The sequence below is a fragment of the Pseudonocardia ammonioxydans genome (assembly GCF_900115005.1).
In the GTDB taxonomy this organism is placed as follows: domain Bacteria; phylum Actinomycetota; class Actinomycetes; order Mycobacteriales; family Pseudonocardiaceae; genus Pseudonocardia; species Pseudonocardia ammonioxydans.
This window is the reverse complement of the sequence record NZ_FOUY01000006.1, coordinates 211,914-238,418: the sequence shown is the minus strand read 5'-3', so window position 1 is coordinate 238,418 and position 26,505 is coordinate 211,914. Positions and strand designations below refer to the sequence as shown.

General features: G+C 74.3%; 28 protein-coding genes. 11 read left to right on the top strand and 17 right to left on the bottom strand.

The window, feature by feature from the left end:
• Window positions 1-28: 28 nt before the first annotated feature.
• From ligD to BM093_RS08790, 15 genes are all read right to left on the bottom strand, one after another.
• A complete protein-coding gene (ligD, locus tag BM093_RS08860; RefSeq protein WP_177238342.1) occupies window positions 29-595 on the bottom strand; it encodes a non-homologous end-joining DNA ligase LigD in 567 nt (188 codons plus the stop codon).
• Window positions 596-657: 62 nt separating this feature from the next.
• The gene (locus tag BM093_RS08855; RefSeq protein WP_245773396.1) at window positions 658-1,629 is read right to left on the bottom strand and encodes a glycine betaine ABC transporter substrate-binding protein; all 972 of its coding nucleotides are present in this window, start codon (window positions 1,627-1,629) and stop codon (window positions 658-660) included.
• A 51-nt stretch (window positions 1,630-1,680) separates the two neighbouring features.
• Window positions 1,681-2,472, bottom strand: coding sequence for an ABC transporter permease (locus BM093_RS08850; protein WP_093340074.1), 792 nt, complete (start codon window positions 2,470-2,472; stop codon window positions 1,681-1,683).
• Window positions 2,469-3,542 carry an ABC transporter ATP-binding protein gene (locus BM093_RS08845; RefSeq protein WP_425439127.1) on the bottom strand — a complete coding sequence of 358 codons (1,074 nt, stop codon included), beginning with the start codon at window positions 3,540-3,542 and terminating at the stop codon, window positions 2,469-2,471. Before BM093_RS08845 ends, BM093_RS08850 begins: the two co-directional genes overlap by 4 nt.
• On the bottom strand, window positions 3,535-4,218 hold the full coding sequence (locus tag BM093_RS08840) for an ABC transporter permease (protein WP_093340070.1): 684 nt from the start codon (window positions 4,216-4,218) through the stop codon (window positions 3,535-3,537). Before BM093_RS08840 ends, BM093_RS08845 begins: the two co-directional genes overlap by 8 nt.
• Before the next feature lie 419 nt (window positions 4,219-4,637).
• Complete coding sequence (locus BM093_RS08835; protein WP_143105303.1) at window positions 4,638-6,257, bottom strand: alpha/beta hydrolase; 1,620 nt, start codon at window positions 6,255-6,257, stop codon at window positions 4,638-4,640.
• Window positions 6,258-6,357: 100 nt separating this feature from the next.
• Entirely contained in the window at window positions 6,358-7,110 is a 753-nt protein-coding gene (locus BM093_RS08830) for a 3-hydroxybutyrate dehydrogenase (protein WP_093340169.1), read from the bottom strand.
• A 102-nt stretch (window positions 7,111-7,212) separates the two neighbouring features.
• A complete protein-coding gene (locus BM093_RS08825) occupies window positions 7,213-7,917 on the bottom strand; it encodes a hypothetical protein (RefSeq protein WP_093340067.1) in 705 nt (234 codons plus the stop codon).
• Between the two features lies 1 nt (window position 7,918).
• A complete protein-coding gene (locus tag BM093_RS08820) occupies window positions 7,919-8,470 on the bottom strand; it encodes a DUF6286 domain-containing protein (RefSeq protein ID WP_093340167.1) in 552 nt (183 codons plus the stop codon).
• A gap of 72 nt (window positions 8,471-8,542) precedes the next feature.
• Window positions 8,543-8,923, bottom strand: coding sequence for an Asp23/Gls24 family envelope stress response protein (locus BM093_RS08815; RefSeq protein WP_143105302.1), 381 nt, complete (start codon window positions 8,921-8,923; stop codon window positions 8,543-8,545).
• A 14-nt stretch (window positions 8,924-8,937) separates the two neighbouring features.
• Window positions 8,938-9,117 carry a hypothetical protein gene (locus BM093_RS08810; RefSeq protein ID WP_093340063.1) on the bottom strand — a complete coding sequence of 60 codons (180 nt, stop codon included), beginning with the start codon at window positions 9,115-9,117 and terminating at the stop codon, window positions 8,938-8,940.
• A gap of 25 nt (window positions 9,118-9,142) precedes the next feature.
• Complete coding sequence (locus tag BM093_RS08805; protein WP_093340061.1) at window positions 9,143-9,478, bottom strand: hypothetical protein; 336 nt, start codon at window positions 9,476-9,478, stop codon at window positions 9,143-9,145.
• 21 nt (window positions 9,479-9,499) lie between these two features.
• Window positions 9,500-9,946 carry a hypothetical protein gene (locus BM093_RS08800; RefSeq protein WP_245773395.1) on the bottom strand — a complete coding sequence of 149 codons (447 nt, stop codon included), beginning with the start codon at window positions 9,944-9,946 and terminating at the stop codon, window positions 9,500-9,502.
• 2 nt (window positions 9,947-9,948) lie between these two features.
• Window positions 9,949-10,431 carry an Asp23/Gls24 family envelope stress response protein gene (locus tag BM093_RS08795; protein WP_093340059.1) on the bottom strand — a complete coding sequence of 161 codons (483 nt, stop codon included), beginning with the start codon at window positions 10,429-10,431 and terminating at the stop codon, window positions 9,949-9,951.
• A 131-nt stretch (window positions 10,432-10,562) separates the two neighbouring features.
• Entirely contained in the window at window positions 10,563-11,267 is a 705-nt protein-coding gene (locus BM093_RS08790; RefSeq protein WP_245773394.1) for a dihydrofolate reductase family protein, read from the bottom strand.
• Between the two features lie 142 nt (window positions 11,268-11,409).
• Between BM093_RS08790 and BM093_RS08785 the strand changes: the two genes are divergently transcribed.
• The 4 genes from BM093_RS08785 (at window position 11,410) to BM093_RS08770 (ending at window position 15,840) form a co-directional block, all read left to right on the top strand.
• Window positions 11,410-12,456, top strand: coding sequence for a FecCD family ABC transporter permease (locus BM093_RS08785; protein ID WP_218162715.1), 1,047 nt, complete (start codon window positions 11,410-11,412; stop codon window positions 12,454-12,456).
• Complete coding sequence (locus tag BM093_RS08780; RefSeq protein WP_093340054.1) at window positions 12,453-13,616, top strand: FecCD family ABC transporter permease; 1,164 nt, start codon at window positions 12,453-12,455, stop codon at window positions 13,614-13,616. The genes BM093_RS08785 and BM093_RS08780 overlap by 4 nt, the downstream gene beginning before the upstream one ends.
• The gene (locus BM093_RS08775) at window positions 13,613-14,545 is read left to right on the top strand and encodes an ABC transporter ATP-binding protein (protein WP_093340052.1); all 933 of its coding nucleotides are present in this window, start codon (window positions 13,613-13,615) and stop codon (window positions 14,543-14,545) included. The genes BM093_RS08780 and BM093_RS08775 overlap by 4 nt, the downstream gene beginning before the upstream one ends.
• An 83-nt stretch (window positions 14,546-14,628) precedes the next feature.
• Entirely contained in the window at window positions 14,629-15,840 is a 1,212-nt protein-coding gene (locus BM093_RS08770) for a trans-sulfuration enzyme family protein (RefSeq protein ID WP_245773393.1), read from the top strand.
• Between the two features lie 42 nt (window positions 15,841-15,882).
• Here the strand turns inward: BM093_RS08770 and BM093_RS08765 are convergent, their stop codons facing one another.
• Window positions 15,883-17,028, bottom strand: a complete 1,146-nt coding sequence (locus tag BM093_RS08765) for an acyl-CoA dehydrogenase family protein (RefSeq protein WP_093340158.1) — start codon at window positions 17,026-17,028, stop codon at window positions 15,883-15,885.
• Window positions 17,029-17,112: 84 nt separating this feature from the next.
• On the opposite strand from BM093_RS08765, the gene BM093_RS08760 reads away from it, so the two are divergent.
• The 6 genes from BM093_RS08760 (at window position 17,113) to BM093_RS08735 (ending at window position 23,951) form a co-directional block, all read left to right on the top strand.
• The gene (locus tag BM093_RS08760; protein ID WP_093340049.1) at window positions 17,113-18,228 is read left to right on the top strand and encodes an alpha/beta hydrolase; all 1,116 of its coding nucleotides are present in this window, start codon (window positions 17,113-17,115) and stop codon (window positions 18,226-18,228) included.
• 135 nt (window positions 18,229-18,363) lie between these two features.
• Complete coding sequence (locus tag BM093_RS08755) at window positions 18,364-19,026, top strand: FadR/GntR family transcriptional regulator (protein ID WP_093340047.1); 663 nt, start codon at window positions 18,364-18,366, stop codon at window positions 19,024-19,026.
• A complete protein-coding gene (locus BM093_RS08750; RefSeq protein WP_245773392.1) occupies window positions 19,023-19,784 on the top strand; it encodes a creatininase family protein in 762 nt (253 codons plus the stop codon). Before BM093_RS08755 ends, BM093_RS08750 begins: the two co-directional genes overlap by 4 nt.
• A gap of 186 nt (window positions 19,785-19,970) precedes the next feature.
• Complete coding sequence (locus BM093_RS08745; protein ID WP_177238341.1) at window positions 19,971-21,332, top strand: CE1 family esterase; 1,362 nt, start codon at window positions 19,971-19,973, stop codon at window positions 21,330-21,332.
• A 71-nt stretch (window positions 21,333-21,403) separates the two neighbouring features.
• Window positions 21,404-22,885 carry an AbgT family transporter gene (locus BM093_RS08740; RefSeq protein WP_245773401.1) on the top strand — a complete coding sequence of 494 codons (1,482 nt, stop codon included), beginning with the start codon at window positions 21,404-21,406 and terminating at the stop codon, window positions 22,883-22,885.
• A gap of 85 nt (window positions 22,886-22,970) precedes the next feature.
• Window positions 22,971-23,951, top strand: a complete 981-nt coding sequence (locus BM093_RS08735; protein ID WP_093340041.1) for an aldo/keto reductase — start codon at window positions 22,971-22,973, stop codon at window positions 23,949-23,951.
• Window positions 23,952-24,266: 315 nt separating this feature from the next.
• Here the strand turns inward: BM093_RS08735 and BM093_RS08730 are convergent, their stop codons facing one another.
• Entirely contained in the window at window positions 24,267-24,971 is a 705-nt protein-coding gene (locus BM093_RS08730; protein ID WP_093340039.1) for a dienelactone hydrolase family protein, read from the bottom strand.
• 110 nt (window positions 24,972-25,081) lie between these two features.
• Here BM093_RS08730 and BM093_RS08725 point away from each other — a divergent pair, with 110 nt between their 5' ends.
• Window positions 25,082-26,482, top strand: a complete 1,401-nt coding sequence (locus BM093_RS08725) for an FAD-binding oxidoreductase (protein ID WP_093340036.1) — start codon at window positions 25,082-25,084, stop codon at window positions 26,480-26,482.
• The last annotated feature ends 23 nt before the right edge of the window (window positions 26,483-26,505 follow it).

The following is a 26,505-nucleotide window of genomic DNA, read 5'->3' as shown; positions in this document are numbered from 1 at the left end:
GGCTCTCGCGCACCAAGCAAGAACGAGCTCAGCCGACCCCGCACCGATTCTCATCCTTCAAGGCGGCCAGCGGTAGCGGCCATGGGGTCTCTGACAGCGGCACGAGCAGGTGCAGACCCTTCGCCCCGCTGGTCTTCACCGCCGCGTCCAGCCCCAGCTCGGTCAGCGCGGCCCGGACCAGCCGGGCAGCCGCCACCACCTGGCTGAACTCACCGTCCGCGGGCGGGTCCAGGTCGACCACGAGCGCGTCGGCCACCGGGCTCCCGTGCGGCACCAGCGTGGGGTGGAACTCGATCGCGCGCTGGTTGCCGAACCACAGCAGCGTGTCCCGGTCGGTGCAGACCGGGTAGCGGACGGTGCGCTGCGAGGTCTCCGCCCACACGTCCAGGGTGGGGATCCAGCCCGGCGCCCCGCGCGGCAGGTTCTTCTGCATGAACGGTGCCTGCCCCGGCCGGGCCCGGACGACCGTGAGTGCCCGCTCGGCCAGCTCCGGCAGGATCCGGTCGGCGACGGCGTCGAGGTGGTCGATCAGCTCTCGCTTGGTCACCCCGGCGCCGTCGAAGACCTCGCCGGACAGGTTGGTCAGCTCGATCACGGCGCCTCCGGCACCCGTGAGTGGTTATCGCGGTCAGGACCGCGATAACCACTCACAAGCCACTACCCAATAAAGCCTTGCTCGGTCATCCAGTCCCGGGCCACCTGGCGCGGGTCCATGCCGTCGGACGAGACCTGGCCGTTGAGGCGCAGCATGGTCTCGTAGTCGAGCGCGTCCGAGATCGGCTTCATGACCTCGCGGATCGCCTGGTTCTGGTTGTAGGTCTCCTCGCGGACGATCGGCGCCGCGTTGTAGGTGACGTGGTACTTCTTGTCGTCCTCCAGGACCTTCAGCTTCAGGCCGGGGATGCGGCCGTCGGTGGTGAAGACCTCGCCGAACAGGCAGCGGCCGTCGGCGGTCGCCTGGTAGATCACGCCGGTGGCCAGCACCTGGGTGCCGCCCTCGGGAATCTGGAAGTCGTAGGTCTCCTGCAGGCCGCGCAGGCCGTCGTCACGGGAGTTGTACTCGGTCTCGACACACACCGAGCCGGGCTGGCCGGACCGGATGTGGTTGGCCATGTCCGAGAGCGTGGTGATGCCCAGCTCCTGGGACTTCGCCTCGGTCATGGCGAAGGCGTAGGTGTTGTTGAAGCTCGCCTTGTCCAGCCAGACCAGCTGGTTCTCCTGCAGGTCGCGCTCGGCGACCAGGCGGTAGAGCTCGTTGTCGTCGGGGATGCGCTGGGTCTCCTTGAAGAACGACGCCCACGCGGTGCCGGTGTAGTCCCAGTAGATGTTGATGTCGCCGGAGAGCAGCGCCTGCCGGGCGACGTCGGTACCACCGAGGTTGCAGCGCGGGGTGACGTTGCCACCGGCCGCCTCGAGTGCCGCGACGGTGACCTCGCACAGCACGAGCTGTTCGTCGAAGTTCTTGCCGCCGACGATGTAGTCGACGCCCTCCAGGTTGCCGGCCTCGGCGAGCGAGCCGCCGGAGGCCGAGGGACCGCCGCCGCTCAGGCCGCCGCAACCCGCGAGGGCGACTGCCGTGGCCGCCGCGATCGCCGTCAGGGCGATGCGCCGGGATCGTCCGAATCTCACGTGTCCTCCAGGGAGTGCGGTACTGCGGGACGTGGGGAGTGGGAGTCGCGGTCAGCCGGCGTTGCGGCGGACGGCGTACTCGGCGAGACCGGCGAGCCAGTCCACGATCAGGGCCAGCGCGGCGACGATGGCCGCGGCGACGAGGGTTCCGGTGGGGCGGCCGAGCTCGAGCATGCCCTTGATCGGCTCGCCGAGGCCGCCGGCGCCGATGTAGGTGGCCAGGGCGGCGGTGCCGACGTTGAGCACCAGCGCGACCCGCACCCCGGCGACCATGACCGGCGTGGCCAGCGGCAGCTCGACCCGGAACAGGGTCTGCCGGGCCGACATCCCGATCCCGCGCGCGGCCTCGATCAGGGCCCGGTCGACCTGCTGCAGGCCGACGACGGTGTTGGTCAGCACGGGCAGCAGCGCGGCGATGGCGAGCGCGACGACGGCGGTGGGCAGCCCGAGCCCGAGCGGTGAGAACGCGAGCAGCACGATCACACCGAACGCGGGCAGCGCCTGCATGAACCCGGCGAACGCCAGCACCGGGCGCTGGACCCGGCCCGCGCCCGGCCGGCTGAGCGCGACCCCGGCCGGGATCGCGACCACGATGACGACGAGTGTCGACAGGCCGGTCAGCAGCAGGTGCTCCCACAGCCGGCGGCCCAGCTCCTCCGCGTTGATCACCGAGCGTTCGACGTCGTCGAGGCCCTGTACCGCGGCGTAGGCGAACACCGCGGCGAGACCGACGACGGCGATGATCGGGTTGACGATCAGCGCCTTGTCGATCTTCGTGCGGGTGCGGCGCGGGGTGTCCGGGGCCTGCGCGGTGCCGGTGGCCTCCGCGGCCGAGGCGCTCACGCCTGCCCCTTGGTCTTCAGACCCTCGACGAGGTCCTTCCACCAGAGCGCGCCCTGCAGCCGCTGCTCGCCGTCGACGACGCCGACGAGCTCGGTCTGGGAGTCGAGCATGACGTCGACGGCGTCGTAGACCGTGCCGGTGTGCGGCACCGTGACCAGCTTGGGCCGGGCCTGGGTTCCCGGCAGGTACGCCCAGCGGACCGGGCGGCCCTCGGCATCGGCCTCGTAGGTGGGCGCCCCGTTGCGTTCGCCGGTGCCGTCGAGCCCGACCGACTGCAGCTCGAGGCGGGACAGCTCGAGCAACGACAGCCGCCGCACCGCGGCACCGGAGCCGACGAACTCGCCGACGAACTCGTTCGCCGGGTGGGTCAGCACGTTGTCCGGGGTGTCGTACTGCTGCAGCGTCCCGCCGGGCCCGAACACGGCGATCCGGTCGCCGAGCTTGACCGCCTCGCTCAGGTCGTGGGTGACGAAGCAGATCGTCTTCGCGATCTGCTGCTGCAGCTCGAGGAACTCGTCCTGCAGCCGGTCGCGGGTGATCGGGTCGATGGCGCCGAACGGCTCGTCCATCAGCATCACCGACGGGTCGGCCGCGAGCCCACGGGCGACGCCGATCCGCTGCTGCTGGCCACCGGAGAGCTGACGGGGGTAGCGGTCGCGGTAGTCCTTGGGCTCCAGGCCGACCAGGTGCAGCAGCTCGTCGACCCGGGCGGTGATCCGGTTGCGGTCCCAGCCGAGGATCTTCGGGACGACGGCGATGTTGTCGGCGATGGTGAAGTGCGGGAACAGGCCGACCTGCTGGATGACGTAGCCGATCCGGCGGCGCAGCTCGTCGGCATTGACCGTGGTGACGTCCTCGCCGTCGAGCAGGATCCGCCCGGTGGTCGGCTCGATCAGCCTGTTCATCATCTTGAGCGTGGTCGTCTTGCCGCAGCCGGACGGCCCGATGAACATCGAGATCGTGCCCTCGGGGACCTCGAGGTTGAGCTCCTGGACGGCCGGGGCCGCCGCCTTCGGGTAGGTCTTGCTGATGCCTTCGAGGGCGATCATCGGTTTGCCGGAATCAGACACGGATCCCCCTCGGGGTGGTGAAGCGCTGCACGGCCCAGAACACGAGTTCGTAGACGGCGGCCACGACGAGGCAGCCGAGCGTGGCTGCCAGAACCTGGTTGAACGAGTTGACCGAGCCCAGCCGCTGCAGGCCCAGGAACAGCGACGAGCCGAAACCGGGGCCGTTGATCGCCCCGGCGACGACCGCGATCCCGATGATGATCAGGACCGCGACCCGGATCCCGGACAGGATGACCGGCCAGGCCAGCGGGAGCTGGATGGACAGCATCCGCCGGACCGGGCCCATGCCCATCCCGCGGGCGGACTCCAGCACGGCGTCGTCGACCGAGGACAGCCCGGCCACGACGTTGCGCAGGATCGGGTAGATCGAATAGATGGCGAGCGCGGTGAGCGAGGGCGTCGCGCCGAGGCCGAGCACCGGCTGCAGCAGGCCGAACAACGCCAGCGACGGGATGGTCAGCGCGGCCGAGCTCGCGACGAGCAGGCCCTCGCGGGACCCGATGCGCAGCGGCTTGCTCCAGGAGTCCGGGGTCAGCCGGTTCGTGTGCAGGAGCATGCCCGCAGCGAGCGAGATGGCACCGGCGATTCCGACCGCAATGGCGACCAGCAGAAAGTGCTGCTGGCCGTAGAACACCAACTCGTCCAGTTCCGACCCGACATAGGTGAAGAAATCCACCGTGCTCCTCCCGCCCGATTCCCGCCGCCGAGCGGCACGGGCCGACCGGTCCTGCCGCACCGTCCGTCTGCACGCTCGCCGGTTGGTCCCACCGGCGTTACATGCGGCCCACGGACGACGGTGGTCGCCGCGCGCTCGTCGGCGTGACCGGTGCGACCTGCGGTGACCCCCCTCGTTCGAGGGAGCCTAGCCCCAACGAGGGGGCCCGGTAAGCCGTGCAGGCGGTTCCGTATCGGTTTCGTGGCGGTGCGGACACCGTTCCGGGAATTCGGTCACCGATCCGTACCCGCAGGTCGCAGGCATCACGGACCCGCTGCGACGCAATACGCTTCGGAATGCGCGGATACGGAATCGTGACCTGGGATGTCGGCTTCGTCGCACTGTTCGATCACGAACCGTGCACCGTCCGGCGCAACCGGTTACGGCGGGCAGACGACCGGCTCGGCCGGGGCCCGGCCCTCGAGCAGCGCGCGGCCGACGACCGCGTTCACGCACGGGGTGCGCGGGTACGCCCCGGTGCCGGCGCCCTCCCAGCGGACCAGCCGCCCGTTGCCGAGCTGCTCGGCGGTGCGCTCCGCACCGCTCTGCGGGGCACGCGGGTCCTGGGCGGTGCCCAGGACCAGCACCGGTGGCAGGGCGCTGCCCTGCGGGGTGGCGGGGGCGACCTGCCCGCCCGACGGCCACGGCCCGCACGCCACCAGGTCCTGGGCCGCGGCGACGCCGAACAGCGGGAAACGCTCGTCCCAGTCCGCCGCCCGGGCGGCCGCCTCCCCGGGGGTGGCCCGCACCCTGCTGTCGTTGCACCGGGTGGCCAGGGCGGCGTCGAACCGGCCCTGCGGCCCGCCGAGCGGGGCCAGGAGGCGGGCGAGCCCGGCCCCGTCCCCGGCGTCGGCCTGCGCCAGCGCCGTCTGCAGCTCCGGCCACCGGGACGGCTGCGACAGCAGCGTGCGCACCGCCCGCAGGGTGGCGCCCGCGGTGAGCGAGTCGCCGTCCCCGACCGGCAGCGCGGTGCCGGAGAGCCGGTCGACCAGGCGGCGCACGCTCGCGCGCGGGTCCGGGCCGAGCGGGCAGTCCGGCCCGGTCGCGCAGGCACCGGCGAAGGCGTCGAACGCCGACTCGGCGGCGGCCGTGACGGCCTCGGTGCGGGCGGGCTCGTCGAGGGTGGGGTCCCCGGGCCCGTCCAGGACGACCCGGCCGACGGCGCCCGGGTGCCCGGCGACCCAGCCCGCGGCCGCGTCCGCGCCGTCGCCGACGCCGATCAGGTTCAGCCGGGCCAGCCCGAGCGTCGTGCGCAGCGCCTCCACGTCGTCGGCGGAGCCGGCGGCCTTGAAGCTGGTCAGCTGGCCGCCCAGGAGCAGGTAGCAGTCCTGCACGATCGACCGGGACCGTTCGAGCAGCGCCGACATGGCGGCCTCGTCGCCGCGCTCGGGGCCGGCGTCGAGCAGCGCGGCGCGGGCGTCGGCGGGGGCGCAGTCGAGCAGGTCCTCGCCGGTGCCGCGGCGGTCCATCCCGATCACCTGGTAGCGCTGCAGGACGGGGTCGGGCAGCTGCGCGGCGAGCCGGGCCGCGGCCCGCGCGGAGCCGTCGACCCCGGTGTCGCCGAGCACGACCAGGGCGGGCAGGTCGGCGGGGGCGCCGGGGGCGGTCACCTTCGTCAGGCCGAGCCGGGCCGGGCCCAGGTCGGGCCGGTTGCGGTCGGCGGGCACCGTGAGGCGCCCGCACCCGATCCGCAGCGTCCGTCCCTCGGGCACCGGTGTCCCGGCCGCCGCCAGTCCGGCCAGGACGTCGTCGGTGCAGTCGGCGAACGGCGGCCCGCTCCGCAGCGGCTCGGCCTCGGGCAGCCGGTCCGGGTCGGCCGGCGCCTGCGCGGCGGGCGGCGGGGGAGCGGCGGGCAGCAGCTCACCGCGGACGGCGACCGGTGGGCGCTGGGACGGCCCGGCGGCGCAGCCGGCGAGCAGCGCGAGCGCGAGCAGGACGACCAGCCCCGCGGCGCCCCGGCGGGACCACCGCACCCGCGGGTGCCCCGTCGACCGCCGCACGCGTCGCCCCCTGCTGCCGAACCGGACCCCGGGCGCACCGCGCCCCTCCCGGGTGGAGTGTGCCGGGCCCGGGGTGAGAACCCGGTGAGAGAGACGGTGCCTAGCGGGCGGTCCAGCCGCCGTCCTGGCTCAGCGACGTCCCGGTGATCGACGCCGACGCCGGTCCCCACAGCAGCGCGGCCAGCTCGGCGGTCTCGGCCGGCTCGATCAGCCGCTTCACCGCGACCGGGGTGAGCATGATCTTCTCGATGACCTCGTCCTCGGAGATCCCGTGGGTGCGGGCCTGGTCGGCGATCTGCGCCTCGACCAGCGGGGTGCGGACGTAGGCCGGGTTGATGCAGTTGCTGGTGACCCCGTGCTCGGCCCCCTCCAGCGCGGTGACCTTGGACAGGCCCTCGAGCCCGTGCTTGGCCGAGACGTAGGCCGACTTGTACGGCGAGGCGCGCAGACCGTGCGCGCTGGAGATGTTCACGACCCGGCCCCAGCCGCGGGAGTACATGTGCGGCAGGGACTTGCGGATCAGCCGGAACGGCGACTCGAGCATCAGGCGCAGGATCTGGGAGAACGTGTCCGGGTCGAACTCCTCGAGGCGGGACACGTGCTGGCGCCCGGCGTTGTTGACCAGGACGTCGATGTCGCCGGGCAGCTGCTCGACGGCGTCGAGGTCGGACAGGTCGCAGGCGAGCGGGGTGATCAGGTCGTTCTCGGCGGCCAGCGACGTGACCCGTTCGGCGTCGAGGTCGACCGCGTGGACCGCGGCCCCGTCGGCGGCCAGGCGGCGGGCCACCGCGGCACCGATCCCGCTGCCGGCGCCGGTGACCAGGGCCTTCTTGCCGTCCAGCAGTGCACTCATGCCGACGACGGTACGTCGCCCGCCCGGCCCGGCCGCTGTGAACCGGGTCATGCCGGGGCCGGGCCGGCGGCCCGGCCGCACGGGGGACGTGCGGCCCGCCGGTCAGGCCACCCGCGGTCCGGAGCGTGGTGCCGAGTCCAGCTCCAGGCGGACCGCGACCGGCAGGTCGGCCAGGCCGAGCGAGTCCCGCACCTGGGCGAGCACCTCGGCGTCGAGCCGACGGCAGATCTCGGCGACCTCGTCGTCGGCGACGTCCTCGTCGATCCAGACGGTGGCCCGCACGGCCGGCGCCGCGGCGCTGCCGACCATCCGGGCACGGGCCCGGGTGACGCCGGGCAGCGACGAGGCGCCGTCGGCGACCGCGTCGGCCGCGGCCGAGGCGTCGATCCGGATCTCGGTGCCGGTGCCGCCGTCGAGCACCAGGTCGGGGTGCCCCTCGGGGCGCAGCGACCGGGCCGCCCAGAGCAGGCCGAGCACCAGCAGCAGCACGCCGACGGCGATCGCGACGAGCCGCGTCGCCGTCGCGTTGGCCACGAGGAACTGCTGGATCATCGGGTCCAGTACCGGCCGCTGCGGACGCTGCTGCCCGAAGACGCCGCTGACCAGCAGGATGGTCAGCACCCCGGCGGCCAGCAGCACGAACCCGAGCAGGGTGAGACCCCAGCGGGCGCCGCCCGCCGAGCGGTACTGGGCCTTGCGGGCGGCGCGGGCGGCCCGGCGCGGGTTGCTCGGCGTGGGGGGCCGGGGGTCGTCCGACGGCTGCGGGCCACCGGATCCGGTCTCCACCGGGGTGGTGTCGGCGGCCATCTCAGTGCACTCCCTTCGAGGTCCCGGGCTGTTCGGGGGTGGCGCGCACGGTCACCCGGGGACGGCGCGCCAGCGGCAGCGCGTCCAGCACGCCGGCCGCCGCGGTGCGGGCCCCGTCGCGGAGCCCGTCGGGCTCGCCGCGGCCGCGGGCCCGGACGACGACCGAGCGCCCCGAGGCGGTGACCGAGGCGGCGGTGACCGGGTCGAGCGCGCGGACCCGGCTGCCGACCAGGCGGGCCAGCACCCGGGGTGCGGTCGCGACGGTCAGCCCGGGCGACGGCGAGGTCAGGGCGATGTCGTGGCGCCGGGCGAGCAGCCCGACGGCCAGCAGCACCACACCGGCGACGACGGCGACGATCGCGATCCAGAGCACCGGGGGCGCGGTCCACAGCACGGTCTCGCCGGTCGTGCGCCAGTCCCGCCACGGGACGAGCAGCCCGGCACCGGAGCCCGGGCTCGTCCACGCCGCGACGACCTCGACGACGAGCAGCACGCCGAGCGCGGCGACGGCCAGGCTGACCAGCGGCGCGAGGACGCGGAGCAGGACGCGCACGGCGCTCACCTGCCTTTCTGTCGGTGGGTGGGTGTCGGTTCGTGGGGGAGAGGGCTCAGTGCACCCGAGGGCTCAGTGCACCCGAGCCGTCTGTGCCCGCGCCGACGCCCGGTCGGACTGCAGGGCGTCCACCTCGACGGTGAACCGGCCCACCCGGTGCCCGGTCATCCGCAGCAGGTCCGCGGCGATGCGCTCGCGGATCTCGGCGACGGCGGCGCGGACGGGGCCGGGGTAGGACAGGGCCAGCCAGAGCCGGACGTCGACCTCGTCGGCGGTGCGCGTGACGACCTTGGCGCTGGGCCCGGCCTCCCCGACGTCGACGCCGGCCAGCCTGCGGGTCCGGTGCCGGGTCGCCGGGGCGGTGTCCGCCGCGTACTCGACGATCTTGCGCAGGACCGACGGGTCGACCTCGAGCGTGCCGCGGTCCTCCGGCTCGGCGAGCGTGGTGCTCATGCCGGTCGCCCCGGTCACCGATCGCGGCCGCGGCCGAGCAGGCCGCTGACGTCCAGCTCGCCGTCGAGCACCCGCCCGACCAGCAACCCGATGGCGCCGAGCACGAGCGTGACGAGGAAGGCCGGGAAGCCGTTGACGGCCACGGCGATCCCCAGCAGGAGGCCCGCCAGCAGGCCGGTCTGGGTGGCGTTCATGAGTTCCTCCGGGAGGGAAGTGCGATCAGGGATCCGTGCCGCGGGGCCCGGGGCGGTCGACCCGCGGGTTCCTGCGGCGCCGGACGGTGCGGATCAGGGCGACGAGCACCCGGGCCGGGAACGGCAGGTCCGGGACGATCTCGATCGGGGCGTCGTAGCGGCGGTCGTCGGTGCCCGGCCGGTGCGCGTCCACCGCGGTGCCGGACGGGTCGGTGCCTGCGGCCAGGGCGCGGTAGCGGGCCAGCCCGGCGCGGAACACCTCCGGGTCGCCGCCGCGGTCCGGATGGTGGGTGCGGACGAACGAGCGGTAGGCCGCGCGCTGCTCGGGGGTGAGGCCGCCGCGGGCGTCCCGTTCGTCCATCCGTACCTCCGCCTGCTCCGGTCAGGTGCTGCCGGCACCGTCGCCCCCCGCGGTGTCGACCTCTGCGGTGGCTCCGCCGGTGCCGGCGGTCTGGACGTCGGAGACCGTGACGTCGATCGGGACGGCGCCGACGAGCGGCGCGACGGACCGGCGCAGTGCGGCGACGGTAGCGGGGATCGGCCGGTCGAGGTGCAGCACCACCCCGACCTCCACCGGCTCACCCGGGCCGCCGACGTGCACGCCGACCAGCCGGCGCCCCGACAGCCAGGTCGCGACCGTGCCGAACACACCGCCGTCCAGCCGGACCACCGACGGGTGCGCGACGACGGCCTCGGCGACCAGCTCGGCCAGTGCGGCCGGCTCCGGGTCGCGCGCGGCCTGCGCCGCGGCGGCGGCCCGGCCGGGCGGGCCGGTGACGACCGCGGCGGGGGAGTCGGGCGACCCGGGCCCCGCCGGGGGGCGCGGCACGCTCACTCCACGACGCGGCCGGTCGGGGCGGCCGCCGGGGCGGACCCGTCGGCGGCGTCGTCGTCCTCGGACGCCAGGTGGATGTCGTTCACCGAGATGTTGACCTCGATGACCTCGAGCCCGGTCATCCGCTCCACGGCGCCGATCACGTTGCGCCGCACCGCGGTGGCCAGCTCGGCGATGGACACGCCGTACTCGACGACGATGTCCAGGTCGACGGCGGCCTGCTTCTCGCCGACCTCGACGTTCACACCGGCCACGTTGGACGCGCCGGTGGAGCCGCCACCCGGGATCCGCTCACGCAGCGCGCCGAACGCCCGAGAGGCGCCCGAACCCATGGAGTGGACGCCGGAGACCTCGCGGGCGGCGATCCCGGAGATCTTCTGGACCACCGAGGCGGCGATCGTGGTGCGGCCCTGGCTCGTGCCGCCCGAGGTCGTGGCCGGGCTCGAACCGGAGGTGGTGGCCGGGGTGGTGGAGGTCATGTCCTGCTCCTCTCGCGACGAGCGGCGACCGGGTCCGCGCCACCGCTCGTGGCGTCCCTGCTGTCGCTGTCGTGCTGTTGTTGTGCTGTTCCCCCGTGGGATGCCCCGAGCGGCGATCTCCTCACGAAGGTTCACTCGTTCGGCGGATGCACTGTTCGGGCGTCGGCCGCGCCGCCGGGGCGGACGTAGTGCAGGAGGAGGGTGCCGTCGCCGGCGGCGGTGTGTCCGGCGAGGCGCATGCCGCGCGGGGGCGCGGCGGCCACGGGCCCGGCCGCGATCCGCCCGGCCGGGCCGCCGAGCAGGACCGGGACCAGGGTCAGCCGCAGCTCGTCGACGGCGTCCGCGGCGACCAGGGCGCCGAGCAGGGTGGGGCCGCCCTCGCAGAGCACGGCGTGCAGCCCGCGCCGGGCGAGTGTGCCGAGCAGGGTGCCCGGCGCGAGGTCGGGCAGCACGGCGACCTCGGCCCCCGCGGCCCGCAACGCCTCCCGGCGGTCCGGCGGGGCGGCGGCGGTGGTGAGCACGATCGGAGCGGTCACGGTGTCGGTGAACAGCGCGGCCGCCGGGTCGAGCGCTGCCGACCCGGTGACGACGGCGACCGGCGGGGGTGGCCCGGGCACCGGCTCGTCGGCGGTGGGGCGGCGGGGCCGCACGCCCCGGTAGTCCTCGTCCCGCGCGGTGCCCGCCCCGACCAGGACGACGCCCGCGGCACGGCGCAACGAGCGGAACAGCTCGCGGTCGGCCGGGGTGCTGAGGCCCTGCGATCCGGCGCCACCCGCCGCGACCGCACCGTCCAGTGACGACACCATGATCGCGGTGACCCGGGGGCGCGTCTGCACGCGGCGAGCATGCCCCGCCACGACGGCGACATGGGCCACGGGGTGTTCTGCAGTAGGGCAGGCTCACTTATGGTGAGCGGAGCCGCGCCGGATCGGGTGCGTGCCGGAACGATGCAGGGGGGACCTCACTCAGGTGAACGCGATCCGCGTCCGGCCCGGTCCCGCGGGGGGCTCGGCGCCGCCGAGGAGGTCGAGCCGGCGCCGCCGGCTGCTCGGCCTCGCCGCCCTGGCCGTGTCCCTGGTCGTCGCGGTGCTGGCCGGCATCGCGGTCGGCACCAAGATCATTCCGATCGACGAGGTGTTCTCCGCCCTCGTCGCGCCGACCGGCACCGAGAACGACGTGGTGATCCGCGCGCTGCGGGTCCCGCGCACGGTGCTCGGGGTGCTGGTCGGGATCGCGCTGGGCCTGGCCGGCGCGCTGGTGCAGGGCTTCACCCGCAACCCGCTCGGGGACCCGGGCCTGCTGGGGGTCAACGCCGGGGCCTCGTTCTTCGTGGTCTGCGGGATCTACCTGTTCGGCGTCACCTCGCTGTTCGGCTATGTGTGGTTCGCCTTCGTGGGCGCCTTCGTGGCCAGCGTCGTGGTGTTCCTGATCGGCACCCGGGCACCGGGCGGTGCGACGCCGGTGTCGCTGGCGCTCAGCGGTGCGGCCGTGATGTTCCTGCTGCAGGCGCTGACCTCGGCGGTGGTCCTGATCGACGAGACCAGCCTCGACGCCTACCGCTTCTGGAACGTGGGCTCGCTCGCCGGGCGCGACGCCGACGTCACGACCCAGGTGATCTGGTTCATCCTGGTCGGCACGGTGCTCGCGCTGGCCAGCGCGCCCGCGCTGAACGCGCTGTCACTGGGCGAGGACGTCGCCGCCTCGCTCGGCCACTCGGTGCGCCGGACCCGCCTGATCGGCGTCCTCGCCATCACCCTGCTGGCCGGGGCGGCGACGGCGGCGTGCGGGCCGATCATCTTCCTCGGCCTGATCGTGCCGCACATCGTCCGCTCGTTCACCGGGCCCGACTACCGGTGGTTGCTGCCAGCGTCCGGGCTCGCCGGGGCGGTGCTGCTGCTGCTGGCCGACGTCGTCGGACGGGTCGTGGCACGGCCCGGGGAACTGCAGGTCGGCATCGTGGTCGCACTGATCGGCGCGCCGTTCTTCATCGCGCTCGTGCGGCGCCGGAAGCTGGGGGCGATATGAGCACCGGCCTCGACACGGAGCCGCCGGGCGGCGGTACGTCGGGCAGCGGCTCCTCGGGCAGCGGCTCCGCGGGCGCCGGTTCGTCGGGAAGCGCCGCGCTCGTCCCCGGCCGCCGGCCGTTGCGTGTGCGGGACGCCTCGATGGTCCTGCGGGTCCGCCCGGTGGTGGTCTTCGCCGTCTGCGTCGTCGTCCTGGTGCTCGCCGCCGCGGTCAACCTGGGCCGTGGCGACTACCCGATCGCGATCACCGACGTGCTCGCGACCCTGTTCGGCGGCGGCGACGCCGGCCAGCAGCTCGTCGTGCTCGACCTGCGGCTGCCGCGCACCCTGGTCGGTGCGCTGGTCGGCGCCGCGCTGGCGGTCTCCGGCGGCATCTTCCAGGCGATCGCGCGCAACCCGCTCGCCAGCCCGGACATCATCGGCATCCAGGCCGGGGCCTCCGCGTCGGCCGTGTTCGTGATCGTCCTCGGTGGGGGTGTGGCCGGGGTCGGCGGCATGTTCGCCGCGCTCGGCATCCCGCTGGCCGCGCTGGCGGGCGGTCTGGTCAGCGCGACCGTCATCTACGCCCTGGCCTGGCGGCGCGGCATCCAGGGGTTCCGGCTGGTGCTGGTCGGCATCGGCATCAACGCGGTGCTCATCGCCGCGGTGAACTGGCTGCTGACGGTCGCGCAGGTCTACCAGGCCGCGCAGGCCCAGGTGTGGCTCAACGGCAGCCTGAACGCGCGCAGCTGGAACGAGGTGCTGCCGCTGTCGGTGACCATGATCGTGCTGGTGCCGGCCGCGCTGGTGCTGGTCCACGTGCTCGGCGCGCTGCGCTACGACGACGACACCGCCCGCGGCCTCGGCGTCCGGGTCAACCTGTCGCGCACGCTGCTGCTGCTGGTCGCCGTCGGCCTCGCCTCGGTGGCCACGGCCGCGGCCGGGCCGATCGCGTTCGTCGCGCTCGTGACCCCCCAGATCGCCCAGCGGCTGTGCGGCACCGGGACCCCGCCGCTGGCGGTGTCGATGGTGCTCGGCGCCGCGATGACGGTCGTCGCCGACGTCATCGCCCGGACCGCGCTCGGGTCGGTCGAGCTGCCGGTCGGGATCATCACCGCGGTGCTCGGCGCCCCGTACCTGCTCTACCTGCTCGCCCGCTCCCGACAGGAGGCCCGCGCATGACCCCGCGCCCGACGCCGACACGGCTGGACCCGGCAGCGACCCCGGCAGCGACTCCGTCGGAGACCTCGTCGGAGACCCCGGCCGCGACACAGGCAGGGGCGCCGGCGAACGGTGCCGTCCGGCTCCGCGCCGAGGGCGTCTCGCTCGGCTACGGCGCCCGGACCATCGTCGAGGGTCTGGACCTGGAGGTGCGGCCCGGCGCGGTGACCACCGTGATCGGCCCGAACGGCTGCGGCAAGTCCACCGTGCTGCGCGCGCTGGGCCGGCTGCTGCCCGCGCGGTCCGGCCAGGTCGTGCTGGACGGCAAGCGGATCGACCGCACCCCGACCCGTGAGGTCGCGAAGGTGCTGGGCATCCTGCCGCAGTCCCCGGCCGCCCCGGAGGGCCTGACCGTCGGTGACCTGGTCGCCCGCGGCCGGCACCCGCACCAGGCCTGGTACCGCCAGTGGTCCAAGGACGACGAGCGGGCCGTGGCCGAGTCGCTGTCCTGGACCGGGCTGTCCGACCTCGCCGACCGTCCGGTGGACGAGCTCTCCGGCGGGCAGCGCCAGCGGGCCTGGATCTCGATGGCGCTGGCCCAGGAGACCGACCTGATGCTGCTCGACGAGCCGACCACGTTCCTGGACCTGGCCCACCAGGTCGACGTGCTCGAACTGGTCCGCAGGCTGCAGGCCGAGGCCGGCCGCACGGTCGTGATGGTGCTGCACGACCTCAACCTCGCGGCCCGCTACGCCGACCGGCTGGTCGCGATGAAGGACGGCGCGATCGTCGCCGCGGGCGCGCCGAACGAGGTCATCACCGAGGAGCTGCTGGCCGAGGTGTTCGGACTGCGGGCGCGGGTCATCCCCGACCCGGTCACGGGCACCCCGCTGGTCGTCCCGGCCGCCGGCCCGTCGCTGCACGCCCCGGAGGCCGTGACCGAGGGCTGACCGGCCCGGCCGTGGCTGGACTCACGCCCGGCCGGACGGTCGGCGGGCCGCCCGGCACCGCCGGCTGGGGCAGGATCGACGGGGTGAGCGCCATCGACCCCGACCGCCCGCCCCACCTCGCCACCCGCGCCGTGCACGCCGGCAACGACGTCGATCCCGGCACCGGTGCGATCCGCCGCCCGATCGTCGCCGCCAACAGCTACGCCCTGCCCGACGACCCGTCCGAGCTGGACTGGTCGGACACCGGCACCCGGCTCTACACCCGCAACGGCGGGGCGAACCAGGCGTGGCTGGAGGAGAAGCTCGTCGCGCTGGAGGACCCGGCCGGGACGGCCCCCGGCGGCTGCGGGGCCGTGGCACTGGCGTCCGGGGTCGCGGCGCTGCACGCGGTGTTCTTCACGTTCCTGCGGGCCGGGGACCACGTCGTCACCTCCGACGTCACCTACGTCGCCACGCACCGGCTGCTCACCGAGCTGCTGCCGGACCGCTACGGCATCACTGCGACCCTGGTCGACTCCTCCGACCCGGCGGCGGTGCGGGCCGCGCTCCGGCCGGAGACCCGGCTGGTGCACGTCGAGACCCCGGCCAACCCGACGACCCGGATCACCGACCTCGACGCCGTCGCCGCGATCGCCCACGAGCACGGCGCCCTGCTCTCGGTGGACGCCACGTTCGCCACCCCGGTCCTGCAGCGGCCGCTGGAGCGCGGCGCCGACCTGGTCGTGCACTCGCTGACCAAGTACGTCAACGGCCACGGCGACGCCATGGGCGGCGCAGTGATCGGCCGTCGCGAACTGGTCGACCGGGTGCGGGCGGACGCCCAGGTCGACGTCGGGGGAGTGATCAGCCCGTTCAACGCCTGGCTGATCTCCCGCGGGGCGATCACGCTGCCGATGCGGATGCGGGCGCACTGCGCCAACGCCCTCGAGGTCGCCCGGTTCCTCGAGGCCGACCCGCGGATCGCCTACGTGGCCTACCCGGGGCTGCCCTCGCACCCGCAGCACGAGCTGGCCGCCCGGACACTCGACGGCGGCTTCGGCGGGATGCTCGCCTTCGCCCTCGACGGACCCCCCGAGCTGCAGAACCGGTTCGTCGCGAACCTGCAGGTGATCACCTCGGCGGTCTCGCTCGGCCACGACGAGTCGCTGATCGTGCACGTCGCCGGGGGAGCCGAGGGCCGGGCCGCGCACTTCCCGGAGGAGTTCCGCCGGCTCGGGCACCTGCGCCTCTCGGTCGGCCTGGAGGACCCGCGCGACCTGGTGGCCGACCTGGAGCAGGCGCTGTCGCGCCTGTGAGTGGTTTTCGCGGTCAGGACCGCGAAAACCACTCACAGGCCACTACCCGATCACGGTCCGGCCGATGATCTCCTTCATGATCTCGTTCGTGCCGCCGTAGATGGCCTGCACGCGGGAGTCGACGAAGGCCCGGGCGATCGGGTACTCGAGCATGTAGCCGTAGCCGCCGTGCAGCTGCACGCAGCGGTCGACGACCCGGTTCTGCAGGTCCGAGCACCACCACTTGGCCTTGGCGGCGTCGGGAACGGACAGCTCGGACTCCACGTGCTGGCGGATGCAGCGGTCGACGAAGATCCGCGCGATGGACACCTCGGTGTCCATCTCCGCCAGCTCGAAGCGGGTGTTCTGGAAGTTCGCCACCGGGCGGCCGAAGGCCTTGCGGTCCTTGGTGTAGTCCACGGTCATGCGCAGCGCGGCCTCGGCGCCCGCCACCGAGCCGGCAGCGATCGACAGGCGCTCCTGGGCCAGGTTCTGCATCAGGTAGACGAAGCCCTGCCCGACCTCACCGAGCCGGTTCGCGTCCGGCACCCGCACGTCGGTGAACGACAGCTCGGCGGTGTCCTGGGCCTTCATGCCGACCTTCTTCAGCCGGCGCCCGCGCTCGAAGCCCGCCATCTCGCGCTCGACGACGAACAGCGTGAAGCCGAGGTGCTTGGCGTCCGGGTCGGTCTTCGCGACGACGACGACCAGGTCGGCGAGGATGCCGTTGGTGATGAAGGTCTTGGACCCGTTGAGGATCCAGTCGCCGTTGTCGTCCTGCTCGGCCCGGGTGGCGATGCCCTGCAGGTCCGAGCCGGTCCCGGGCTCGGTCATCGCGATCGCGGTGATGAGCTCGCCGGAGCAGAAGCCGGGCAGCCAGCGCTGCTTCTGCTCGTCGTTCGCGAGGCGGAGCAGGTAGGGCTGGACGACGTCGTTGTGCAGCGGGAACCCGATCCCGCTGGCTCCGGCGCCGATCAGCTCCTCGTCGAGGATCGCGTTGTAGCGGAAGTCGTCGACCCCGCCGCCGCCGTACTCCTCGGGCACACCCATGCCGAGCAGGCCGGCCGCCCCGGCCGCGGTCCAGATCTCGCGGTCGACCTGGCCCTCCTCCTCCCACCGCTCGTGGTGCGGGGTGATCTCCTTCGCGATGAAGGTGCGGCAGAGGTCCCGGAACGCGTCGTGCTCGTCGTCGAAGATGTCGCGCTGCATGGCGGTGAGTTTCACATACTCGTCGGTAACCCCGGGTGTCCCCACGGGCCGCCGGTGACCCGCGCGTGCCGTAGCGTTCCCGGGGTGCACCTCGTCGACGCCGCCGCGAACGTCTGGGACCGGGTCGTCGTCGGGCATCTCGCCGACCTCGAGCGGATGCCGCGCGAGGCGATCGTCGGCTCGCCCGCCGGGATCCTGCACCGCTACCGGCCGCTGTCCGGTGTGGACCCCTCCGGCGGTGCACCGGTGCTGCTCGTGCCGCCGCTGGGCGCCCCGGACTTCGCCTACGACCTGCGCCGCGGCTGCTCGCTGGTCGAGCACCTGCTGCTGCAGGGGCGGACGGTCTACCTGATCGACTACGGCCCCAAGTCGTTCTCCGACCGCTCGCTCGGCATCGAGCACTGGGTGGACGACCTGCTGCCCGCGATGATCCGCGAGGTCGCCTCCCTCGAGGGTGGTTCCGGCGAGGGCACGCCGGGGGAGGGGGCCGGCGTCCACCTCGTCGCCTGGTCGCTCGGCGGGATCTTCGCGCTGCTCACCGTCGCCGCCGCGGTGCAGTCCCGCGCGCCGCTCCCGGTGCGCAGCATCTCGGTGATCGGCACCCCGGTCGACATCTCCCGGGTCCCGCTGGTGGCGCCGCTGCGTCCGCTGGCCGAGGTCGCCGGCGGCCGGGTCGTGTCGTCGATCTACCGCGGGGTCGGCAGCTTTCCCGCGCCGGTGGTGAGCTGGGCGTTCCACCTGACGGCCGTCGACAAGCTGGTCACCCGGCCGCTGGCCCTGCTGTCGCGGATCGACGACCGCGACTGCCTGGCCCAGATCGAGGCCGTCGACCACCTGATGAACAACATGCACGGCTACCCGGGCCGGGTGTTCGGGCAGATCTTCCACCTGCTGCTGCGCAGCAACGACCTCGCCTCCGGCGGCCTGCGCCTGGGCGGGCGGGACGTGGAGCTGGCCGACGTCGACGTCCCGGTCCTCGTCGTCGCCGGCCGCGACGACGTCATCGCCCCGCTCAAGGCCGTCCGCGGCGCGGTCCCGCTGCTCGGCGGGAGCCCGGAGGTGCGCTACGCGACCGCACCGGGCGGGCACCTCGGCGTCCTCACCGGCCGGCGGGCCCGGGACACCACGTGGCCGGAGCTGGACCGGGCGCTCGCCGACTGGGACACCCCCGCGGACGCCGCACCCGTCGCCGGAACCTGACCCGCCCGGGACCCGCACGGCGCAGGCTCACACCCTGTCGCGACGCGGCACGCCCGGTGCAGCGGGTGTGTCGCCGGGCGCAGGGGTGTGAGGTGTTCCTTGACCGACTAGGTCAGTAAGTGATTTAGTCACTTTATGAGCGCGACGGAGACGCTGTCGGAGCGGCTGGCCGACGACATCATGGGCATCATCCGCTCCGAGGGGCTGGCGCCCGGCGACCAGCTGGCGTCGTCCCGGGAGCTCGCGAAGCGGTTCGAGGTGACCACCCCGACCGTCCGTGAGGCGCTGCGCCGGCTCGAGGCCACCGGCGCGGTGGAGTTCCGGCACGGGTCGGGCACCTACGTCGCACCCGGGGTGGACCGGCGGCTGCTGGCCAACCCGCACCGCCCCGCCGGTACCGGTGCGGCGGCGCTCGAGCTGGTCGAGGCGCGGCTGGTCCTGGAGCCGCCGATCGCGGCCGCGGCGGCCCGCACCCGCGACGCCGACGGCCTGCGGATGCTGGAGAACAGCGTCACCAACGCGCTGCACCCGCCCCGCGGCGACCTCCGCCCGGCGGTGCACTTCCACGTCGCGCTCGCCGCCACCAGCGGCAACGCGCTGCTGCGGGAGACGGTCGAGGCGCTGCTGCACGTCCGGGCGCGCGACCAGATCGAGATCCGCCACCGCTACGACGACCGCGAACGCGACCACGCCGAGCACGTCGAGCTGCTGGCCGCGGTCCGCGACGGCGACCCCGGGCGGGCCGAACAGCTCACCCGGGCCCACCTGGAGTCGATCCGGTCGGCGGTGCGGGCGTGACCCGCCGGCTCGCCGAGATGACGACGGTCGAGGCCGCGGCCGCCGTCGTCGAGAGCCCGGTGGTGCTGCTCCCGGCCGGCGCGTTCGAGCAGCACGGCCCCGGCCTGCCGCTCGCCACCGACCTGGTGCGGGCCGAGGCGGTCAGCGACCGGGTCGCCGCCCGGCTGGACGGCCGCGCGGTCGTCGGGCCGTCGCTGCCGGTCGGCGTCTCACCGCACCACCTGGCCTTCGCCGGCACCGTCAGCCTGAGCACCGCCACGTTCGCGGCGGTGCTCGGCGACTACCTCGACGGGCTGTACCGGCACGGCTGGCGGAAGGTCCTCGTGATCACCGGGCACGGCGGCAACGACGCCACGCTCGGCACCGTCGCCCAGGACCTGCTGGTCACCCGGCCCGAGCTGCAGTTCGCGTGGAGCCCGCTCACCGCGCTGGCGTCCGACGTCGTCGCGGCGGCCGAGCCGTCCGAGGTGACCGGGCACAGCGGCGAGGCCGAGACGGCGCAGATGCTTGCGCTCGCCCCCGGCCTCGTGCACACCGACCGGCTGGTGCCCGGCACCACGCGGTCGTCCGAACTGGACCCGCTCGGCGCACTCGTCCGGCGCCGCGGCGGGCCGAGACTGACCGCCGGTTACGACCGGCTGTCCGGCAACGGGGTCCTCGGGGACCCGCGCCGGGCCGATCCGGAGCACGGCGAGGCGATCGTCGAGGCGATCGTCGCCCGGATCACCGACTTCGTGGCGGCCTGGCTGAAGGCCTGACCGCGGCGCTGACCACCACCGGCCGCACCACCACCGGCCGCACCACCACCCGCCGGCTGCTCCCGCACCCGGCCCCTCCTACCCCCGCGGCGGGCACACCCGTGCCCGTCGCCGACCGACCCTGCCCGGACGACCCCGGCGGGGCAGCCCCGGCCGTCGACGACGCCGACCCGAAGGGGAACCAGCATGTCCGCAACGACCCGAGCCCGGCGCCTGCGCGGCGCCGTCGCCTGCCTGGCCGTGGCCGTCGCCGCGGCCGGCCCGGCCGCCGGCACCGCCGTGGCCGGCACGATCCCGGGCGCGACCCACGGCACGACTCACAGCGGTGCGCCCGCGACCACGGCTGCGGCGTCGAGCGCCGACGGTGCCCCGACCACGGCTGGGCCCTCGGGCGCTGCTGCCACCGGTGCCGCGACGTCGGCTTCCGCAACGAGCACTGCTGCCGCAACGGGCACTGCTGCCGCAACGGGCACTGCCGCCGCTCGCGCCGCGACGTCGGGCACCGCGGCCGACCCTGCCGCGACCGCTGTCTCGGGCGCCGGCGCCGACCCCGCCGCGACCGCGGCTGCGGCGTCGGGCATCGGCGACGACCCCGCCGCGACCGCCGCTGTTGTGTCGGGCATCGGCGACGACCCCGCCGCGCCCGCGGCTGGTGTGCCGGGCACCGGCGCCGACCGTGCCGCGGTCCCGGCCGGTCGGGTCCTCACCGGCCCGACGGCCGGGTGCGGCGCGCGGCCGTCGCAGGAACCGGGGACCAGCGCCGACCGCACGCTGACCAGCGGCGGGATCGAACGCTCCGTCCGCGTCCACCTCCCGGACGGCTACACCGCGGACCGGGCCTGGCCGGTCGTGCTGGTGTTCCACGGCCGCGGCAACAGCGGCCCGACCACCGAGGGGTTCTCCGGGCTGTCCGAGCTGCCCGCGATCGTCGCCTACCCGGACGGCGTCCGCGGCGGCGAGGGCAAGCGTTCCTGGCAGGGCGCCCCGTACTCCGCGCCCGGCGTGGACGACGTCGCCTTCACCGGCGACCTGCTCGACCACCTCGAGGACACGCTGTGCGTCGACACCCACCGGGTCCAGGCCACCGGCAAGTCCAACGGCGGGGGCTTCACCGAGATCCTCGCCTGCCGGATGCCCGCCCGGATCGCGGCGATCGCGCCGGTGGCGGGCGCCTACTACCGCGCCGAGGAACCGCCGTGCGCGCCCGGACGTCCGGTGCCGGCCCTGTTCGTGCACGGCACCGCCGACGCGACCATCCCCTACACAGGCGATGCGGACCGGGGGCTGCCGGCGATCCCGGACAAGGTCGCCGAGTGGGCCGTCCGGGACGGTTGCCGCGCCGAGCCCGCGACCCGGCGGATCGAGCCCGACGTGACGGTGCAGCGCTTCGCGGGCTGTGCGCGCGGCGGGCAGGTCGGGCACGTCGCCGTCGACGGCGGCGGGCACACCTGGCCCGGAGCCACCGCGTACTCCGGCGGTGGGCACACGACGCAGACGGTGCGCGCGTCCGAGCTGATCGGTGCGTTCTTCGGGCTGGTGCGGTCGTGAGCGCGCCCGCGGAACCGACCCGCGCGCCCGACGAGCCCGACACGCAGCAGCTGCCGCGCCTCGTCCGCGCGATGGCGGTCGTCGAGCGGGTGGGCAACGCCCTGCCGCACCCGTTCTGGTTGTTCTGGGTGCTCTCGGCGATCCTCGCGGTGATCAGTGCCGGGCTGGCCGCCGCCGGCGTGTCGGTGATCGCCCCGGACGGCGAGCCCGTGGCCGTCCGGAACCTGCTCTCCGGCGACGGCCTCGCGATGGCCGTCTCCTCGATGATCGACAACTTCGCCGAGTTCCCGCCGATGGCCACGATCGTCACAGTGATCATGGGCGTTGCGGTGGCCGAGCGCAGCGGGCTGCTCGCCGCGGCGATGCGGGTCGGGGTGGCCCGGGTCCCCGCGTCGCTGGTGGTGTTCGCGGTCGCGTTCGCCGGCACCGTCGCGCACGTCGCGTCGGCGGCGGCCTACGTCATCCTGGTCCCGCTGGGCGGGCTGGCCTTCCGGGCCGTCGGGCGCTCGCCGATCCTCGGCATCGTCGTCGCCTACACCGCGATCGCCTCCGGCTACGACGCCAGCCCGGTGCCCACGCCGAACGACGCGATCTTCGCCGGGATCACCACGGCCGCCGCCCGGATCGTGGACCCGGCGGTGACGGTCTCGCCGGTGAGCAACTGGTTCTTCAACATCGCCTCGTCGCTGGTGCTGGCGCTGGTGATCACCCTGATGACCCGGCTGGTGCTGGCGAAGCGGCCGGACCTCGACGTCGACCCCGACGCCCCGGACGACGACCTCGGCCGGCTCAGCCTCGAACCCGCCGAGCGGGCCGGGCTGCACCGGGCCGGCTGGGTGCTGCTCGGTGCGCTGGTGCTGCTGACGGCCGCGGTGCTCCCGTCCTGGTCGCCGCTGCGCGGTGAGGCCGGCGGGATCGTCGAGTCACCGCTGATCGAGGGGATCGGCGCGGTGATCGCGTTGCTGTTCGGCACGCTCGGCATCGTCTACGGCCGCCGGGCCGGGACGATCACCGCCGCGGCCGACGTCCCGAAGCTGATGGCCGACGGCATCCGGCAGATGGCACCGGTGCTGGCGCTGTTCTTCGCGATCGCCCAGTTCCTCGCGTACTTCGACTGGTCGCACGTCGGTGACGTGCTCGCCGTCGTCGCCGCGGACGCGTTGCGCACCACGGGCATCCCGATCCCGGTGGTGTTCCTGATGGTGCTCGCGGTGCTCACCGTGGTGAACGTGATGGTCACCAGCGGGTCGGCGATGTGGTCGATCGCGGCGCCGGTGATCGTGCCGATGCTCATGCTGGTCGACGTCCCGCCGGAGACGACGCAGGCGCTGTTCCGGATCGCCGACTCCGGCTCGACCGCGGTCACGCCGATGAGCCCGTACTTCGTCATGGCGCTCGGGTTCCTGCAGCGGTACCGGCGGTCCGCGGGGATCGGGACGCTCGCGTCGTACACGCTGCCGCTGGCGATCGCGATGACGCTGGTCTGGACTGCGTTGTTCCTGGCCTGGTGGATGCTGGGGATCCCGCTCGGGCCCGGTGCCCCGGTCCGCTGAACGGGCAGCGGCCGAACGGGTCACTTCCCGGGCCGCTCCCGGTCCCGCGGGCGCGGTGGGCCGGGGCCGCCGGGACAATCGCGGCATGCGGTATCTCGACGGCCTCGGGTCCACGCCGAAGCCCTGGTCGGTGATCGGCCTGGGCACCTGGCAGTTCGGTTCCACCGAGTGGGGCTACGGCACGGACTTCGCGGCCGAGGCGGCCCGGATCGTCGCCCGTGCCCGCGAGCTCGGGATCACGGTGTTCGACACCGCGGAGCTGTACGGCTTCGGGCGCAGCGAACGCATCCTCGGTGACGCGCTGCGCGGCGCCGGGGGCACCGACGACGTGGTCCTCGCCTCGAAGTTCTTCCCCGTCCTGCCGGTGGGCCCGGTGCTGCAGCAGCGCGCCGTGGCCTCCGCCGAACGGCTCGGAGTGTCCACGATGGACCTCTACCAGGTGCACAAGCCGCATCCGGTGCTCGGCGACGGCTCCGCGATGCGCGGGATGGCGGCGCTGCGCCGGATCGGGCTGGTCCGCGACGCGGGGGTGTCGGCGTACTCCCTGGACCGCTGGCGGAGCGCCGAGACCGCGCTCGGCGCGCCCGTGCTGTCCGACCAGGTCGAGTTCAGCCTGCTGCGGCGTTCGCCGGCGGAGGAGCTGGTGCCGTACGCGGCGGCGCACGACCGCGTGCTCATGGCCTACAGCCCGCTGGCCCAGGGACTGCTGACCGGCCGCTACGACGAGTCGTACCGACCGTCGAACCCGGTGCGCCGCAACGCCGCCTGGCTGCCGGAGAACCTCCGCGCGCTGCGCCCGCTGCTCGACACGCTGCGCGACGTGGCCTCGGCGCACGGGGCGTCGCCCGCGCAGGTCGCCCTGGCCTGGGTGGTGCACCACCCGAACACGGTGGCGATCCCCGGCGCATCGAGCGTCGCGCAGCTGGAGTCCAACGCGGCCGCCGCGGACCTGGCGCTGACCGCCGCCGAGCACGCCGGGCTCACCGCTGCCGCCGAGCAGGTGCGCCGGACCACCGGGCCCCGAGCGTTCCCGGCCCTGGCCCGGGACGCGCTCGCTCGCCGCTGACCCGGCTCCCGGCCGATCCGGTTCGCGGTGCCGATCCGGTTCGTGGCGCCGACTGAGCTGCGCCCGCGCCCGCGCCCCGCAGCCGCGCCGCGCTCGTGCCCCGAGGGGCCCCCTGGTAGCGCCGGGTGCCCCGAGGGTGCCCCTGGCGGCAATGGGTTCTGGGTGACCGGCCCCGGCCCGGCCCCGGCCTCGGCCTCGGCCCGGCTCTGCTCTGGGTGCCCCGAGAGGCCCCCTGGTGGCGCCCGGTGTCCCGAGGGTGCCCCTCGGGGCACCGGCTCCCGGGACCCGGCGCAGCACGGCGCAGGACCGGGCCGGCTACCTCACCTGCTCGCGCAGGAAGCCGGTGGCCCGGGTCCAGGCGATCCCGGCCTGCTCCCTGTCGTAGGTGCCCATCAGGTTCTCGTCGTTGAAGAAGGCGTGCCCGGCCGGGTACTGGTGGAACTCCGGGCGCCTGCCGGACTCGCGCTCGATCCGATCGGCGAGCCGGTCGACCGAGGCCGGGTCGGCCATCGCGTCGTCGCGCCCGAAGTGGCCCTGCACCGTGGCGGTCATCTGCCCGAAGCTCGGATAGTCCTCGGACAGGACCCCGTAGAACGGTACGGCGGCACTGACCTTGTCCGGCTGCTGCGCGGCCAGGACCAGCACGAACCCGCCGCCCATGCAGAAGCCGATCGCGCCGACGGTCGCCGAGGTGACGGCGTCGTGGTCGAGCAGGTACTGCACGGCACCGCCCAGGTCGGTGGCCGCCTGCTGCACCGGCAGCTCGCCCATGAGGGTCCCGGCCTCATCGGAGTCGTGCGTGGTGCGCCCGCCGTAGAGGTCCGGGGCGAGCGCGACGAAGCCCTCCGCGGCGAGCCGGTCGGCCACGTCGACGATGTGGTCGGTGAGCCCCCACCACTCCTGGATGACGACCACGCCCGGGCCGGAACCGGAGTCGGGCAGCGTCAGGTAGCCGTGCGCCGTCCCGCGTCCGGACGGGAAGGTGACGTTCTGCGCGGGGTTCTCGTTGCTGTGTGTCACGGGCGCGATGACACCACGCGTACCACCGCCCCGCCTGCCGGCGAATGTGGGGAAGAGCACGGGCCGAAATCCCTGAGCATTACAAACGAGAGAGGTCTATCGTCACGGGCATGGTGACGTCCGTCCGCTCAGGATCCCGTGTCGCACATGACCGTGCGGTCGAGGAGCTGCGCCGGGCCCGGACCGCGGCCGGGCGGGTGCAGCTGGGGAAGCCGTCGTCGAACCTGTTCCGGTTCGGTGACCGCGACACCGGCCGCGGGGCGCGCCGGCTGGACACCTCCGCGCTGGACGGCGTGCTGTCCGTCGACCCGGCCGCCCGCCCGGCGCGGAGCGCGGGCGGAGCGCCCATCAGCACCGCCGAGGTCCAGGGCATGGCCACCTACGAGACGATCGTGGACGCGACGCTGGCCCACGGGCTGATGCCGCTGGTCGTCCCGCAGTTGAAGACGATCACGCTGGGCGGCGCGGTGACCGGCCTCGGCGTCGAGTCGACGTCGTTCCGCCACGGGCTCCCGCACGAGTCGGTCCTGGAGATGGACGTGCTCACCCCGGCCGGGGACCTGCTGCACGTCACCCCGGACGGCGAGCACGCCGACCTGTTCGCGGCCTTCCCGAACTCCTACGGCACGCTCGGCTACGCGGTCCGCCTCGTCGTCGAGCTGCAGCCGGTCCGGCCGTTCGTGGAGCTCACCCACCACCGGTACCCGACCGCGGACGCGGCGGCGACGGCGATCGAGGAGCTGTCCGGATCGGAGCCGGACTTCCTCGACGGTGTCGTGTTCGGACCCGGCGAGCAGTACCTGACCTCCGCCCGCTTCGTCGACGCCCCGATGCCCGGGGCGCGGGTCTCGGACTACACCGGCCGGGAGGTCTTCTACCGGTCGCTGCAGCGCCGCCCGGTCGACCACCTGACGGCCCACGACTACATCTGGCGCTGGGACCCGGACTGGTTCTGGTGCTCGCGCGCGTTCGGCGTGCAGCACCCGCTGGTGCGCCGGTTCTGGCCGCGCCGCTACCGGCGTTCGGACGTCTACCGCCGGCTCGTCGCGCTCGACCAGCGTTTCGGGGCCTCCAACCGGGTACGCGTGGCGCTGGGCGGGACGGCCGAGGAGATGGTCGTGCAGGACGTCGAGGTCCCGGTCGAACGACTGGCCGAGTTCCTGGAGTTCTTCCACGAGGAGGTGGGCATCGCGCCGGTGTGGCTGTGCCCGATGCGCCTGCGGGGCGAGCGGTCCTGGCCGCTGTACCCGATGACCCCGGGCCGGCTCTACGTGAACGTCGGGTTCTGGTCGTCGGTCGCGGAGCACCCGGGGGACCGGTGGGCCCACAACCGGCGGATCGAGCAGGTCGTGGCGGAGCTGGGCGGGCACAAGTCGTTGTACTCGACCGTGCACTACGGCGAGGACGAGTTCTGGGCGCACTACAACGGGGACGCCTACCGCGCGGTGAAGCAGCGGTACGACCCGGACGGGCGTGCGCCCGATCTGTACCGGAAGGTGACCGGCCGCTGAGAGGCGGTCCGGAGGAGGGGAGT

Excerpts from the sequence above, each read along its gene's own strand:
- BM093_RS08745 (WP_177238341.1), top strand. The coding sequence starts at position 19,971 with ATGTCCGCAACGACCCGAGCCCGGCGCCTGCGCGGCGCCGTCGCCTGC.
- BM093_RS08825 (WP_093340067.1), bottom strand. The coding sequence starts at position 7,917 with ATGGCCGCCGACACCACCCCGGTGGAGACCGGATCCGGTGGCCCGCAG.
- BM093_RS08755 (WP_093340047.1), top strand. The coding sequence starts at position 18,364 with ATGAGCGCGACGGAGACGCTGTCGGAGCGGCTGGCCGACGACATCATG.
- BM093_RS08810 (WP_093340063.1), bottom strand. The coding sequence starts at position 9,117 with ATGAACGCCACCCAGACCGGCCTGCTGGCGGGCCTCCTGCTGGGGATC.
- BM093_RS08805 (WP_093340061.1), bottom strand. The coding sequence starts at position 9,478 with ATGGACGAACGGGACGCCCGCGGCGGCCTCACCCCCGAGCAGCGCGCG.
- BM093_RS08725 (WP_093340036.1), top strand. The coding sequence starts at position 25,082 with ATGGTGACGTCCGTCCGCTCAGGATCCCGTGTCGCACATGACCGTGCG.
- BM093_RS08765 (WP_093340158.1), bottom strand. The coding sequence starts at position 17,028 with ATGCAGCGCGACATCTTCGACGACGAGCACGACGCGTTCCGGGACCTC.
- BM093_RS08735 (WP_093340041.1), top strand. The coding sequence starts at position 22,971 with ATGCGGTATCTCGACGGCCTCGGGTCCACGCCGAAGCCCTGGTCGGTG.
- BM093_RS08815 (WP_143105302.1), bottom strand. The coding sequence starts at position 8,923 with ATGAGCACCACGCTCGCCGAGCCGGAGGACCGCGGCACGCTCGAGGTC.
- BM093_RS08795 (WP_093340059.1), bottom strand. The coding sequence starts at position 10,431 with ATGACCTCCACCACCCCGGCCACCACCTCCGGTTCGAGCCCGGCCACG.
- BM093_RS08740 (WP_245773401.1), top strand. The coding sequence starts at position 21,404 with ATGGCGGTCGTCGAGCGGGTGGGCAACGCCCTGCCGCACCCGTTCTGG.
- BM093_RS08775 (WP_093340052.1), top strand. The coding sequence starts at position 13,613 with ATGACCCCGCGCCCGACGCCGACACGGCTGGACCCGGCAGCGACCCCG.
- BM093_RS08780 (WP_093340054.1), top strand. The coding sequence starts at position 12,453 with ATGAGCACCGGCCTCGACACGGAGCCGCCGGGCGGCGGTACGTCGGGC.
- BM093_RS08830 (WP_093340169.1), bottom strand. The coding sequence starts at position 7,110 with ATGAGTGCACTGCTGGACGGCAAGAAGGCCCTGGTCACCGGCGCCGGC.